Genomic DNA, 14,392 nt, shown 5'->3' with positions numbered 1-14,392 from the left:
ACGAAGGTATAAAAGAGAACACGCCCAAGAACAGCGTATGCCCATCACCAGCGACGAAGACGTACTCGGCGGGGAACCTCGCATCGAGGGGACCCGGGTCGGCGTTCGTCACGTCGCCGCGAAGGCAATCGAAGGCGGGCAGTCGCCGGCCTACGTCGCCGACCAGTTCGAGGTTTCACTGGCGGCAGTCTACGAGGCGCTGGCGTACTACTACGACAACATCGAGGAGATGCGGGCACACGAACACGAGAACGCCGCGGCGTTCGAGTCGGTCAGCGAGTCGTCGCTGAAGCCCAAAGAACCGATTTCATGAGTTCGACGCCGGAGTTGCTGCTCGACGAACACGTCGGACGAGTGTTCGAGCACATCCTTCGGAGTCGGGGCTATCCCGTCAGTCAAGCAAAGGACCGATTCGGCGAGCACACGAGCGACAGAGCGTTGCTCCGATGGTGTGGTGAAAACGAGACGCTCTTGATCTCGAACAACGCGAAGGACTTCGAAGCGCTCCACCGGGAGGTAGACCACTCCGGGCTCCTCCTCTACTACGACCAGAAGCTTCCGGACGAGGACCCGGAAGGACTGGCACGAACTGTAGACGCCGTCCTCGAACAGTACGGAATCGCCGAGCTCTCCAACAACGTCGTGGAACTCGACGAATGGTACGAGTGGCTACAGTGAAACCGAACCAGTCACACCAGCGCGGTCAGTTCGATACCGACGGCCATCGCCGCCGCCCCGACTGGGGGAATCGTGAGATTGTCGTCGATGACGTAGGTTCGAATCACCGGCTTGTAGCCGTCGGCGACGGTCGCCCCTGCCGCACCCAACAGGACCGCAAGCGGCGTCTCGGGGTGGAAAGGCGCGGCAAGCGCCGCACTGACAGCAAACATCACCGCGAGCGCCCGGGGCCGTTTCACCCGGCGGAACTCGTCGCCGGCGACCAGCCCGCTGAGTGAGTCGCCGACGGTCAACATGAAGACGGCAGGGACGGCAATCTGTGGCTCGAAGGCCACGACGACGACCGCACTCGACAGCATATAGAGGGCGTAGGCCGCGACGTTGTCGGCCTCGTACTCGCGGATGAGGTAGTCGTAAATGCGCCAGTCGATACGGCCGGTGTGACGGAGTGCCTCCAGAGCCAGCGCAACCGTCGCGCCGACAACAAACAGCGCCTGGGTCTGGGGCCACGTCGTGAGGTCAGCAAGATAGGCGAGCGGCAACACACTCCCGCTCGCGTGGACCAGTCGACGGGCGATTTCGTCCCGGAACAGCACGGTTCGCACGTCGACTCTGTCCATCGGTTCAGAGGTCGTCGAATGTGATGTCGCCGTCGCGGAGGGAAGCGAGCGTTTCCGGAAGGTCTGCGACGGGAACCCGTACCTGGTCGGTGCTGTCGCGCTCGCGGACGGTCACGGTCTCCTCGTCGAGCGTGTCGTAGTCGACGGTGACACAGAACGGCGTCCCGACCTCGTCCTGACGGCGGTAGCGCCGCCCGATTGCACCCGAGTCGTCGTAGGTGACTTCAAGGCCGGCCGCCCGAAGGTCGCTCGCCAACTCGCGGGCGCGCTCGCCGAGGCCGTCCTTATCCATCAAGGGGAAGACACCGACGGTCGTGGGTGCGACCTCCGGCGGCAGTGCCAGCCGGGTCCGCTCCTCGCCGTCGATTTCGTCCTCGCGGTAGCTATGCGCCAGCGACGTGTAGATGAGCCGCCCGACGCCGAAAGAGGGTTCGATGATATGTGGCGTGACGTGTTCGCCGGCCTCAGTCACCTCTTCGACCGCAAAGCCGGTCTTCTCGGTCGGGACCTCGTAGCTCCCGCCGTCGGCCTCGACGGTCACAGTCTCGCCGTCGAAGGCGTCGGGGTCGCGCTCGGCCAGGGCTTCGAGTTCATCGACGATGTCGCCCGCCGCGTTGCCGAACTCGGGCCCGAGATAGCTCATCTCTGGGTCGACCGTCGGGCGCTCGACGGTGACGGGCTCGTCGTACTGCTGGAAGACCGAGAAGTCCTCGCCGGTGTACTCGGCGTGTTTGTCGAGGTCGTAGGTGCCACGCGTGGCGAAGCCGGTCAACTCGACCCAGTCGCCGCCGAGTTCGGACTCGGCGTCCCAACACTCCGAGGCGTAGTGTGAGAGCTCGCCGGAGAGGTGTTGGCGGTACCGAAAGCGGTCCATGTCGACGCCGATGCGCTCGTACCACGCCTTCGAGATACCGAGGTAGTAGGCCAGCCACTCACTGTCGACGACACCGTTATCGACGGCTTCTCGCACCGTCATCTCCTCGACGCCGCCGTCGGACTGCTGTTGGGAAACAGAGTAGAGTGGAATTTCGACGTCCTCGACGCGTTCGAGCGGCGGCTCGTCCTCGGGGTCGACGAAGTGCTCGAGTTCGGCCTGTGCGAACTCCCGGACCCGGATGATGGACTTGCGCGGGCTGATTTCGTTGCGGTAGGCCTTGCCAATCTGGGCGACGCCGAAGGGGAGCTGGTTGCGGGCGTACTCGGCCCACTGCGGGAAGTCGACGAAGATGCCCTGTGCGGTCTCGGGGCGCAGGTAGCCCGGCGAGGAGCTGCCGGGACCGATGTTCGTCTCGAACATGAGATTGAAGTCCTCGACGGGTTCCTCGGCGAGCGCCGTCCCGCAGTCGGGGCAGTCGATGCTGTATTCGGCGATAAGTTCGCCGACCTCCTCGTTCGGGAGGGCTTCGGCGTCCTCGACGGTCGAGTCGGGGTGGTCCTCGACGAGGTGGTCTGCGCGGTGACTCTCGCCGCAGTTGGCACACTCGACGAGCATGTCGGTAAACGTCTCGACATGGCCCGAGGCCTCGAAGACCGGCTCGGGGAGCACGGTCGGCGCGTCGATCTCCATGTGGCCCTCGCGGGTGACGTAGCGGTCGCGCCAGGCGGCCTCGATGTTGTCTTTCAGCGCCGCGCCCTGCGGGCCGTAGGTGTAGAAGCCGGCGACGCCGCCGTAGGCCGCCGCGGTCTGGTTAAAAAAGCCGCGGCGCTTGGCGAGCTCGGCGAGGCGGTCGCCCTCACTCATCGTATCGCCTCCAGTAAGTCCACGTCCTGGACGATACCCGAGAGCTGGCCGCCGCTGACGATGGGTATCTGTTCGATGTCGTGTTCGATCATGAGCTGTGCGGCCTCTGTGACCGGCCGTTTCGAACTCACAGAGACGACATCAGCGGTCATGAAGGCCTCGACTGCCCTGTTCGGAATCTCGACGTTCCGGGTGGGCATGTAGCTGTTGCCGACCGCTTTGATACCCTCCCAGGCCCAGTCGTCGTCCTCGTTGGCAATCGACTCACCGATATCCTCTTCGCCCTCGACGACGCGAGCAACAGCGAGGAGGTCGACCTCTGTCAGCATGCCGGTCATCCCGCCGTCGTCGTCGAGCACGACCGCGTAGGGGACGCCGGCGTGGGCGAGTTCCCGCTCGGCGACGGGAAGGGGGGTGCCGCTGTAGACGCAGTTGACCTCCGCGCCCTCGACGGAGCCGACCTCGACATCCTCCGAGACTGCGCCGCGGGCGATTGCTCGCACGATGTCGGTTACGGTGACGATACCGTCGAGTTCGTCGCCGTCCAGAACCGGGACTCGGCGCTCGTCTTCCCGGAGCATCAGGTCGGCGACCTCGCTGACCGGCGTTCCGGTCGTCGTCGAGGCACCGTCGTCGGCGAGCAGAGCGAGTTGGTCCTCGTCGGGGCGTTTGATGAGCGAACTCCGCGAGACGATACCGCGAAACTGTTCCCCGTCGTCGGTCTGTTTGACCGCGGGGACCGAAGAGAACTGGCGTTCCTGTAGGTAATCGAGTGCGTCGTCACGCGTCCCCGGCACCTCGACGGTGACGACCTCCTCACGACTCGTCATGACATCTTCGACGTTCATACTGCCCGATAATCCACGGCCCATCTACTAAGTCCTTACACATTGGTACGCCCTGACGAGAATCGACGGAAACAGTCGTCAGGGAGCGATGGTCACAGGAACGTCGGAACACCGGGCGACGGTCTCGGCGGTGCTCCCGAGCAAGAGCCGCGAGACGCCCTGGCGGCCGTGTGTCGCCATCACAATGTGGTCGACCTGCTCGGCCGCTGCCACGTCGAGTATCTTCCGCGTCGGCTTGCCGAGTTCGACGGCCTGTGTGGTCTCGATACCGTCCTCGGCGGCCAGCTCCTCGATGCCCGCAAAGACCTGCTCGGCACGGTCCTGTCGCTTCTCGTACCACCCCTCCGGAAACGTCGATATCGCGCCGTCGACCGGGACGTTCGCGTCCGCGGGGTTGATGACGTGTAACAGGACGAATGTGGCATCCGGAAAGAGCTCGGCCGCGTACTCGTAGGCCCGCCTCCCGTGTTCGTTGCCGTCCAGCGGCAAGAGGACGCGCCCGTTCATGTGTATTGTTCACATGCACGGACGTTTGAAGCTTCCGGCGGTGGTTCGCAAACGCTTAACGCCTCCTGACCGAACCAGAAGACAATGGACGACCTGCTCGTTCGCGCGGCGCGTGGAGAGCACACCGAGCGGCCTCCTGTCTGGATGATGCGACAGGCCGGCCGCCACATCCCCGAGTACCGCGAGATACGCGAGGAGTACAGCTTTCTCGAAGCCATCAAGACGCCGGCGGTTGCAGAGGAAATTACGCTCCTCCCCTGGGAGTACTACCGTCCTGACGGACTGGTGATGTTCTCCGATATTCTGACCGTGCTGGAGCCACTCGGTTTCTCCTATCATATCGAGAGCGGTGTCGGCCCGGTCGTCGAGAACCCCGTTGACGGCCCCGACGATGCCGACCGGGCTGTCGGCGACGTGCGCGAGGAACTGGAGTACGTTGGTGCGCTCCTCCGTCGGCTCACTGAGCGCGTCGGCGATGAGACTGCGATTATCGGCTTCGCCGGCGGCCCGTTCACGCTCGCGTCCTATGCGGTGGCCGGCGAGCCCAGTCGCACCCACCGCCCCCTGCGAGCGCTCCGGGCGCGCCATCCCGACGCCTTTCGGGCACTACTTGACTCCTTCGCCGAGGTCGTCCGAGAGTATCTGCAGTTCCAGATCGACAACGGTGCGGACGTGCTCCAGCTGTTCGACACCTATGCCGGCGAGCTGACGACCGCCGACTACCGGGAGTTCCTGTTGCCGCTCCACCAGCGCATCCTCGACGGGCTGGACGTGCCGACGATTATCTTCGTCCGCCGGATGAACGGCCGGCTCGACCTCCTCGAAGAGACTGGGGCCGATGTCGTGAGTCTGGACTGGACCACCGAGATGGCGACCGCCCGCGAGCAACTGGGCGAGACTCCCGTCCAGGGGAACCTCGACCCCACAGCGTTGTACGGCGAGACAGACGCCGTCCGCGAGCAGACCCGCGAGATTATCGAGGCCGCCGGTCCCGAGGGGCACATTCTGAATCTCGGCCACGGCGTCCACAAGGATACACCCGTCGACGGCGTCGAGGCCTTTGTCGAGACCGCGAAAGACTGGCAGTGGTAGCACGCGGCACCTGACGGACTATCTTTTCTGGCGTTGGCGCACCCACATTATAGATTGTTATATATCCAACTGTATTAGGATATAATGAGTATATGTCCAAAGTACCTTTGTGTCCACAGTCATTCATATAATTCATGGGCGTTCGAGAGTTCGTTCGCACAGTTCGAGAAAGAGTCGGCCCCGAGCGGATACGGCCAAGTCATCCGCCACAGGCGTTCACAGACGATGCAGGTCGGGAGATAGCTGTCAGGGCCTACCACAAGGAAGACCGCGCGCAGCTGGTCGAGATGTACGACGACTTCGCCCCAGAGCAACGCGCACAGGGGGTGCCGCCGCTGTCAGAGCCTGCGATACGCGAGTGGCTGGATACGATTCTCGACGGCCCCGACGTTGTTGCGTGCCACGGCGACCGAGTCGTCGGCCACGTCAGTTTCGTCCCCGACGACACCGGTCGACACGAGCTGGCCATTTTCGTTCACCAGGAGTACCAGGGAGCTGGTATCGGGACCAGACTTCTGTCCGCCGGGATGGGTCACGCACAGGCAGAAGGCACAGAATACGTCTGGCTGTCGGTCGGCAAATCCGAGCGAAAGCTCCAGCGGCTGTACTCGCGTGCCGGATTCAGCGTCGTCAACCCGATGAGTATCACACACCGTATGTCGCGGTATCTGTAGATGCTGGCCGACGACAACACGACCACAAGAGACAGGTAGACACCGCTCGCAGGTGGTCGTATGGACGACGATACACCACCGTTTTTCTACGTGATGAACTACGCCAGCGAGGCCGACGGCGATGTCATCGACATGGTCAGTGGCAACCCCGACTGGGAGCCACCCGAGGCACTCCGGGATGGGCTCCACGAGTATGCCGACGCCAGCCCCGAGGAGTTCCAGTACCCCCCGAGTGTCGGGCTTCCCGAACTCCGCGAGGAGATCGCACAGCGTCGGGGTGTCGATATCTCCCAGGTCGTCATCACGAACGGCGCGGGGGAGGCCAATCACCTCGCCATGACCGAGGGACTCGACGCGATGGAGGGCAACGAAATCATCCTCACCGACCCAGTCTACCCCTACTACGACGGGCGGACGAGCCTGCTCGACGCTGAGAAGACGTTCGTGCCCGTCGAGGCGGACGGTCACCTCAACCCGGCGGCGGTTCGCGAACGCGCGAGCACAGAGACCGCCGTCATCGTCGTCAACTCCCCGAACAACCCCATGGGCGTCACCTACGACGGCGACACCATCGAGGAGCTGGTCGAGATTGCCGAGGAGTACGGCGCACTGCTGGTCAGCGACGAGGTGTACGACCACTTCGATTACTCCGGACGGTTCACGTCCGCGCTCTCCTTCGACTCACCGAACCGTGTCGTCACAAACTCGTTCTCGAAGTCGATGGCGATTACGGGCTGGCGGGTCGGCTACGCCATCTTCCCCCGGGAGGACCGCCCCGGCCCCTACGGCGACCTCGTCGATTCGGCCCGGACTCGGCATATGCTGACGAACGTCGCCATCTCACGGCCCGCCCAGACCGCCGTGTTACAGGCGCTTCGCGAGACCGGCCCCGAGTACTACGAGGCGGTCCGCGAGCGGATGGTCGAGCGCATCGACCGCTTTACCTCTGCCCTCGACGCCGCCGGGGCCGACTACACCGAGCCCGAGGGGAGTTTCTACGTCATGGCCCGGTTCCCGGGGACCCCCGGGACGATGGAGAACATCGAGTGGCTCATCGACGAAGCCGGTGTCGCTGGAATGCCCGGCGAGGCGTTCGGTGACTCCCGCTCGGAGTGGATGCGGTTTGCGCTCGTCTCACCCCGCGTCGAGGAGGCCGCCGAGCGACTCGACGAGTTCTTCTAGGCGGCGCTGTCGGCTCAAACGGCTGTTTGAGCCTAAGTTGCGGTTATAGGAGTCGGCCACGTCATCACAGATATGCCACGCGAATCGAACAGTCAGGGGGTCGTGCTGCTCGCAACGGTGCTGGTCGGTGCTGTGCTCGTCGTCGGCGCGTTCGGGCTGGTGGACGCGCCCGGAACAGCGGACACGGACGGAACGGCGGACGGGACCGACGGTTTCGACTCCCGTCAGCTTTCGCTTACCGACGGGGTCGACGGGGCCGCCGACGACCCGGAACTCGACACCTTCGGGTCCGCGGAGGCGTTCGAGTCCTACTTCCAGACAGCACAGCAACGCACGCGCTTTGGCTTCCGTGAGCGCGTCGAGACAACCAACATCGAGATGGAAGACGGCGACGCCGCCGCCCCGCAAGGCGGTGCGGACGGTGACGGCAGCGACGACGGCGGCGGGACCGACCGCGTCTCCGAGACGAACGTTCAGGAGGCGTCCCTCGACGAGCCGGACGTGCTGAAAACCGACGGCGAGTCGGTCTACTACGGCGGCCACCGGTTCCAGCGAGCCGCCGAGGAGACGACGGTGCTCGATATCGACGACCCGGCCGACCCAGAGATTGCGGCGACCATCCCGGCGGCTGGCGAGCTGTTGCTCGTCGAGGAAACCGAGACCCTGGTCGTCTTCGAGGAGGGTCGCATCTGGGGGTACGACATCTCCGACCCCGCCGACCCCCAGCAGCGCTGGAACGAGAAGCTGGACGCCGACCTGCAGACTGCCCGTCTCTATGACGGCTCGCTGTATCTGGTTCTCGTGGACAGGCCCGAGGACGAGCCCTGTCCGATAGAACCATACGGCGACGAGTCGGTCGCGTGTACGGATGTCTATCGGCCGAGCACACAGGCTGACACCGACGCCGTCTACACGGCCGCCCGGGTCGACCCCGCGACGGGCGAACTCACAGAGGAGACGAGCGTCGTCGGCTCGATACGGCACTCTGCAACCTACGTCTCGGAGAGCGCGCTCTATCTCAGCTACACCCGCTCGACCAGTCGGTTCGAGCTAATGACGAGCTATCTTACCGGCCCTGGAAGGGATGTCGTTAGCGAGGACGTCGTCGATGACATCGAGGACCTCCAGGCCCTCGACATCTCCAGGCGGGCGAAACAGACCGAACTCGATGTCATCATCGAGGAGTGGCTCGGCGGCCTCGACGACGAGCGCCGGCAGGCACAGCAAAATCTCAGTGACGAGCTCTCGACCTACGCCGAAGACAACAAGCGCAATCTGTCGACGACCGGCATCGTCAGAGTCGGCCTCGACGAGATGAACGTGACCGCGAGCGGCGAGGTGCCCGGCTATCCGCTGAACCAGTGGTCGCTGGACGAACACGACGACCACCTCCGGATTGCGACAACGATTCCCCGTGTCCACGGTGCTGAATCCGAGAACGACGTCTACGTGCTCGACGAGGAACTGTCGGTGACCGGCTCCGTGACGGGGCTGGGCGAGACCGAGCGTATCTACTCGGTGCGCTTCGAGGGCGAGGAAGGGTATGTTGTCACGTTCCGCCAGATAGACCCCTTCTACACGCTCGACCTCTCGGACCCCGAGGAGCCGGAGATGGAGGGCGAACTGAAGATTCCCGGCGTCTCCCATTACCTCCACCCGCTCGCCGATGAGGGCGACCTCATCCTCGGCGTGGGTGAGGAAGACGGCTCAGTGAAGCTGTCGACGTTCGACGTAAGTAACCGGAGCAACCCCGTCGAGAAGGACGTTGAGCTCCTCGAAGACGAGCGGTTCTCGGAAGCCAACCGGAACCACCGGGCATTCCTGCAAGACGAGCGCCACGGCGTCTTCTTCCTCCCGGCTGGCGAATCGAGCTACGTCTTCTCCTACGAGAACGGCACCCTCGAAGCGGAGATAAGCGTCTCCGTTGGCGGCCCTGGCGTCCGGGCGATGTACGTCGACGACTACCTCTACGTGCTAGGTCCCGAGGAAATCGTCGTCGTCGACGAAACCAGCTGGGAGGTCGTGAAACGGCTCGACTCTCGGTGACCGTTGGCCTCGTCTGAGGGGCATCTCGGTTATCAGTAGATTCTTTAACAGGTGGCTCGATTAGCTAACAATGGCCACGGCCTCGGCACAGCTGGTGGCCTACGTGCCACTTCTGTTCGTGGCGGCGCTGTTCTCGCTGGCAATTGCGACCTACACCTGGCGGAACCGAACAGAGCCTGGCGCAACGCCGCTGACCGGCCTGCTGATCGGAATGGCAGCGTGGGCCGGCTTCTATGGGCTGGGGCTGCTCACCCACGACCTCGGAATTCGGCTCGTCTGGCTTCGTCTGAACTGGATGGGGAGCGGGTTCGTCCCGGTCTTCTGGCTGCTTTTCGCCCTGGAATACAGCGGAATCATGGCGTGGACAAACCGGTGGACCGTCGGCGCGCTTGCCTCGGTCCCAACGGCGACTGTCGTCCTGGCCTGGACATCCTCGATGCACGACCTGCTGTGGTCCGACCCGTTGGTCGAGGACCTCGGAGCCGTGACGATACTCAGATACGAGAACGGCGTCTGGCAGTTGGTTTTCAACATCTACTCCTATCTCCTGATTGCAGTCGCGACGGCACTGCTCGTCCGGATGGTCGTTCGACACCGAGACATGTACACCGACCAGGCGGCCGCGCTGTTGCTCGGGTCGTTCATGCCGGCCGTAGGATATCTAATTTCGGCACTGGGGTTCTCAGCCCCAGGTATCGACCTCACGCCGCTGACGTTCCCGGTAACGGGGATACTGTTTGCCTTTACTATCTTCCGTGGGAACCTCTTCGAGGCACTCGCGCCGACCGCGGCGGTCGGCCAGGAGGCCGCCGTCGAGGCGATTCAGGATGCGGTCGTCGTCACGGATGAGGACGATATTGCCATCGAATGTAATCCGGCAGCGGCTTCGGTACTCGGGACCGACGACCTCACCGGGCAGGCGGTCGGAGAGATACCGGCCCTGTCGGCAATCGACCTCGACGGGACGGAGCGAGCCGTCGAGGTCGACACACCGAACAACCGCACGTTGGAGGTCAGAGCAACACCGATTACCGACGTTCACGACAGCGTCGTCGGGCACGCGCTCGTTCTCCGGGACATCACCGACCGGAAAACCGACCGCCAGCGGCTCCAGGTAACGAACCGGCTGTTGCGTCATAACCTCCGGAACGACATGAGCATCATCATCGGGAACGCACAGACCATCGAACGAGCCACAGAGGACCCACAGGTTCGCTCACTCGCCGAGCGGATAGTGGACGCCGGCGAGTCGTTGACGGCCAGTGGCACCAAGGTGCGAGAGCTCGAAGAACTCATCGGCGGCGAGAGCGAGCGAACGACCGTCGACGTTGCCCGGCTGACTCGGGTCATCGTTGCGGACCTCCGCGACCAGTATCCCGACGCTCGTATTGAACACGACGTACCTAAGTCGGCCGATATCGTCGCAATCGAGGGAATAGACGCCGCAATCCGGGAGGCACTGGTCAACGCGGTCGAACACACCGACGAGGGAGAACGGGTCGTGATGACCGTCGAAAACAGAGAGACGGACGTGCTCGTGAGAGTCGTCGACGACGGCCCCGGAGTCCCCGAAACCGAGCGAGAGGTGGTCGAACGCGACGAGGAGACCGCTCTCTCACACGGCAGCGGAACCGGTCTCTGGCTGATAAAGTGGCTGGTCGAGCGCTCGGGCGGGACGCTCGACATCACCGTCGACGAGGGAACGACCGTCGAGATGCGCTTCGACCGCGCCGTTTCAGACGGCGACTGACCGTCCGAGACGGGCCACTCTAGCTCAATCCTGGACGATGCCGCGGTACTGTGGTGGCCCGTCGACATCCGCCCCGAGAGCGGCGGCCGCACGCAGTCCGAAGTAGGGGTCCCGGAGGTGTTCCCGGCCGACGATGACGAGATCCGCTCGGTCGTTGGCGACGATTGCCTCGGCCTGTTCTGGCGTCGTGACTGCCCCGACAGCGCCGACGGCGATGTCCGTCTCGGTGTCGTTCTTGATTTGTTCGGCCAGCGGGAGCTGGTAGTTCGGTCCCTGGTAGTCAGGATACGAGTTCGGGCTGATGCCGCCGCTACTCACGTCGACGAGGTCTGCGCCGAGTTCGGCCAGGCAGTCGGCCAGGCGGGCCGACTCCTCGACGGTCCAGGAGGGCTCGGGCAGCCAGTCGGTCGCCGAGATGCGTACGAAGACCGGAATCCCGTCGGGCACGCGTTCGCGCACCTCGGCGGTCACCTCGCGGGTAAGCCGTGTTCGGCCCTCGAAGTCGCCGCCGTAGTCGTCCTCGCGGGTGTTGGTGACCGGCGAGAGGAACTCGTGGAGCAGGTAACCGTGGGCCGCGTGTACCTCGACGACCTCGAAGCCCGCTTCGACTGCCCGTTCGGCCGCGCGGCCGAATGCCTCGATGACCCCGTCGATGCCCTCGCTGTCCAGCGGTTCGATGGCCGGCTCCGGGCGGTCGTAGGGGAACGAGTCCGTCGTCGGCCCGGCGACGGTCCAGCCGCCGTCTTCGTCGGCGGGGATGGTGTCGTGGCCGTCGCGCGGGCGAACGGTCGACCCCTTCCAGCCGGCGTGGGCGAGCTGAATCGCCGGAATCGAGCCCTGTGAGCTGATAAAGTCGGTGAGGCGTCGCAGCGACTCGACGTGGGCGTCGTCCCAGATGCCCAAATCCTCCGGCGAGATGCGCCCCCTGGCTTCGACTGCAGTGGCCTCGGTCATGACGATGCCCGCGCCGCCGACCGCCCGCGACCCGAGATGGACCTGATGCCAGTCGGTCGCGTGCCCGTCGCGGCCCTCACAGGAGTACTGACACATGGGCGAGACCATGATTCGGTTGGGTGCTGTCGTCTCGCGCAGCGAGAGTTTTGAAAACAGGCTGCTCATGGAGCTAATTGGGATTAGAGAACAAAAACAGGGGCGAAAAGGAAAATCTGAATCATTTGATAGCAAGGAATATCCAATCGATGCTCGGAAAACATCAAGAATATAGTTACTTTTGAGAATACAACTCTGCAACAGAACATTATTTTAAGCCCGAATTAAATCCTTAAGCAATAACAGATAGCGAATGACTGATCATCTCTATCTATTTGTGGACGAAAGCGGCAACTGTTCACGTGGTTCGTACTATACTGTTGCAGCGTGTTGGTGTCTCTCTGACCAGTCTAACCTTCACAAGGTTGGGCAATCGACGGTTGGTCAGCTACTAACGACCGTGAATCAGAAGCTAGAGAATTTTCAGGCTTCTGAATTAAAGGGTTCCCGATTGCCGACAGACATTCTAAACCACGTCGTTCCGTGTATTGAACAGTTCGCATATGATGATAACACAATCAAACAAGCCCGTCCACCGTGGGAGACTGCATGTCCTTTACGGTACTCTATCAAGCAGTTACACACCGATTTAGCCTTGGAAATTATCGGGAACAGTTTCGATTCCCAGTTAGATTGCGCACAGAAACTGCAGAGTCTATCGTTGATATCAGCAATAAACCCATTACTGCATAACCAGATTGTCGCTCATGACACGTTTACCGAGGTGACTATTGTACTGGACTCAGACACCTGGAAGAACCCTTCTGAGGAGGTTGACGAGCTACTCTCTGGTATTGACCTTCTTGATCACCCCGTCAACTTTGAGTTACGAGATAGCACGAAGGTTCCTGGTTTACAGTCGGTACTTCACGAACAGCGTAATCGGTTAGATTGAATCGTTGATTTGACCACGAGAAAGTGTCTGGATTAGGATGTGTTCAAGCTCCCCAATCCAGACGGTTATCTTTCGGCGTCGGAGGTAAAAGACGTAGCGGAAGAGGTCATCACTCCACTCCCGTTGCCGGGTGTCGAGGGGAGCCCCCTCGACCCCGGCGATATCTGGCTCGTCGTCATTTTGGCCTGCACCAATCAGACCTCGATTTGGGAAACCTGCAAGGACACCGACGGAACACCATGCGACGACACCGTCTTGACGTGGCTACATACACTCAATCGGCAGTGGCTCGAATTCGTCGCTAACCTCCTACTCGCTCGCCTAGCTATGACGATTCTCGACGCTGACCGGTCGAGAATCGTCTCCATCGACTTTATCGATAACCCCTACCACGGCGATCACTACGCCGATGAAGGCGAACTCTGTTCAATGTCCCCCAAAGATGGGACCACAACGTGTCACCGATACTGTACGGCGTACATCGTTTCCAACGAAAAGCCAGTGACGCTGGCGATGACGTACGTCCGCAACGACGAAGACGAGGCCGACGCGGTCGAGCGCGTGCTCGCCCGCGTCGAGAACTATCCCTTCGAAATCGACCTCCTGCTTGCCGACAGCGGGTTCTACAACGAACGCGTCATCCGCCGTTCCCGTGAGATCGCTGCAACGGTCGTTCACGTTCCCAAGAAAGGTGAGCGCATGAAGGACAAACTCGACGTACACAAGTCGTACATGACGACCTATCGCATGTACAAGGACAGCGAGCGGGAGCTTCAGATCCCGCTCGCGGTCGCAGTCTCCTACCAGAATGGCGACCGTGGCAAACACGGAGAGGTTGTTCGGGGCTACGTCGCCTGTGGCGTTGCTGAAAAGTCACCGAAGAAAGTCGAACGCCTCTACAGGAAACGCTCAGGCATCGAGACGAGTTACCGGTTGCTTCGGCAAGCACGAGGGATCACGACAACGCGTGATCCCGTCGTGCGATTTGCGATAATGCTCGTCGCGGCACTGCTGGAGAATCTGTGGCTCGTGCTCCGATGGGCGGTCGTCGCCCGCCCGCGGCGGGGCGGGCGCGACCTCCCGGAGGAGTTCACGTTCAAGACGTTCTGTGACTGGATTCGGAACGAACTCGAAGACGAGTTAGAGCGACGCTGGTACGTCGAGGCGAACGGTGTGGGTGTTCCTGAGACGTACGGCTCGGTGGCAGCCGCGGGCTGACCGCGGTCAGCCCACGGCCTGTCCGAGGATCCGTCAGCGACAGCTCTCTGCAGCACCGGCGTAAAATTGCCTGTTCTCGTCCGTTTGGTGT

General features: G+C 62.6%; 13 protein-coding genes. 8 read left to right on the top strand and 5 right to left on the bottom strand.

All coding sequences use genetic code 11. The annotated features are described in order from the left end of the window. The first annotated feature begins 37 nt into the window (after positions 1-37). Together OSC37_RS09770 and OSC37_RS09765 are read left to right on the top strand one after the other, a co-directional pair. Positions 38-313 (top strand): DUF433 domain-containing protein, encoded by a 276-nt coding sequence (locus OSC37_RS09770; protein WP_267161287.1) that lies wholly within the window; start codon positions 38-40, stop codon positions 311-313. Beyond that, entirely contained in the window at positions 310-678 is a 369-nt protein-coding gene (locus OSC37_RS09765) for a DUF5615 family PIN-like protein (RefSeq protein ID WP_267161286.1), read from the top strand. Before OSC37_RS09770 ends, OSC37_RS09765 begins: the two co-directional genes overlap by 4 nt. An 11-nt stretch (positions 679-689) precedes the next feature. Here OSC37_RS09765 and OSC37_RS09760 read toward each other — a convergent pair whose 3' ends face one another. The 4 genes from OSC37_RS09760 to OSC37_RS09745 all read right to left on the bottom strand — a co-directional run bounded on the left by OSC37_RS09760 (position 690) and on the right by OSC37_RS09745 (position 4,394). Continuing rightward, complete coding sequence (locus tag OSC37_RS09760; RefSeq protein ID WP_267161285.1) at positions 690-1,298, bottom strand: diacylglycerol/polyprenol kinase family protein; 609 nt, start codon at positions 1,296-1,298, stop codon at positions 690-692. A gap of 4 nt (positions 1,299-1,302) precedes the next feature. Continuing rightward, positions 1,303-3,039, bottom strand: a complete 1,737-nt coding sequence (gene glyS, locus OSC37_RS09755; protein ID WP_267161284.1) for a glycine--tRNA ligase — start codon at positions 3,037-3,039, stop codon at positions 1,303-1,305. After that, positions 3,036-3,887, bottom strand: a complete 852-nt coding sequence (locus OSC37_RS09750) for a CBS domain-containing protein (RefSeq protein ID WP_267161283.1) — start codon at positions 3,885-3,887, stop codon at positions 3,036-3,038. The genes glyS and OSC37_RS09750 overlap by 4 nt, the downstream gene beginning before the upstream one ends. A gap of 78 nt (positions 3,888-3,965) precedes the next feature. After that, positions 3,966-4,394 carry a universal stress protein gene (locus tag OSC37_RS09745; protein WP_267161282.1) on the bottom strand — a complete coding sequence of 143 codons (429 nt, stop codon included), beginning with the start codon at positions 4,392-4,394 and terminating at the stop codon, positions 3,966-3,968. A gap of 84 nt (positions 4,395-4,478) precedes the next feature. Between OSC37_RS09745 and hemE the strand changes: the two genes are divergently transcribed. From hemE to OSC37_RS09720, 5 genes are all read left to right on the top strand, one after another. After that, on the top strand, positions 4,479-5,486 hold the full coding sequence (gene hemE, locus OSC37_RS09740) for a uroporphyrinogen decarboxylase (RefSeq protein ID WP_267161281.1): 1,008 nt from the start codon (positions 4,479-4,481) through the stop codon (positions 5,484-5,486). 134 nt (positions 5,487-5,620) lie between these two features. Next, a complete protein-coding gene (locus OSC37_RS09735) occupies positions 5,621-6,160 on the top strand; it encodes a GNAT family N-acetyltransferase (protein WP_267161280.1) in 540 nt (179 codons plus the stop codon). A 60-nt stretch (positions 6,161-6,220) separates the two neighbouring features. Then, complete coding sequence (locus OSC37_RS09730) at positions 6,221-7,342, top strand: pyridoxal phosphate-dependent aminotransferase (RefSeq protein WP_267161279.1); 1,122 nt, start codon at positions 6,221-6,223, stop codon at positions 7,340-7,342. A 72-nt stretch (positions 7,343-7,414) separates the two neighbouring features. After that, positions 7,415-9,388 (top strand): beta-propeller domain-containing protein, encoded by a 1,974-nt coding sequence (locus OSC37_RS09725; protein ID WP_267161278.1) that lies wholly within the window; start codon positions 7,415-7,417, stop codon positions 9,386-9,388. A 70-nt stretch (positions 9,389-9,458) separates the two neighbouring features. Then, positions 9,459-11,138, top strand: coding sequence for a sensor histidine kinase (locus OSC37_RS09720; RefSeq protein ID WP_267161277.1), 1,680 nt, complete (start codon positions 9,459-9,461; stop codon positions 11,136-11,138). A gap of 24 nt (positions 11,139-11,162) precedes the next feature. Here the strand turns inward: OSC37_RS09720 and OSC37_RS09715 are convergent, their stop codons facing one another. Then, complete coding sequence (locus OSC37_RS09715; RefSeq protein WP_267161276.1) at positions 11,163-12,257, bottom strand: NADH:flavin oxidoreductase/NADH oxidase; 1,095 nt, start codon at positions 12,255-12,257, stop codon at positions 11,163-11,165. A gap of 865 nt (positions 12,258-13,122) precedes the next feature. On the opposite strand from OSC37_RS09715, the gene OSC37_RS09710 reads away from it, so the two are divergent. Continuing rightward, positions 13,123-14,301, top strand: coding sequence for an ISH3 family transposase (locus tag OSC37_RS09710; protein WP_267161275.1), 1,179 nt, complete (start codon positions 13,123-13,125; stop codon positions 14,299-14,301). Positions 14,302-14,392 lie beyond the last annotated feature (91 nt).

This window comes from Halovenus salina (genome assembly GCF_026410925.1).
GTDB lineage: Archaea > Halobacteriota > Halobacteria > Halobacteriales > Haloarculaceae > Halovenus > Halovenus salina.
Note: the sequence above shows the minus strand (reverse complement) of the source record. Positions and strands in the feature narration are given on the sequence as shown.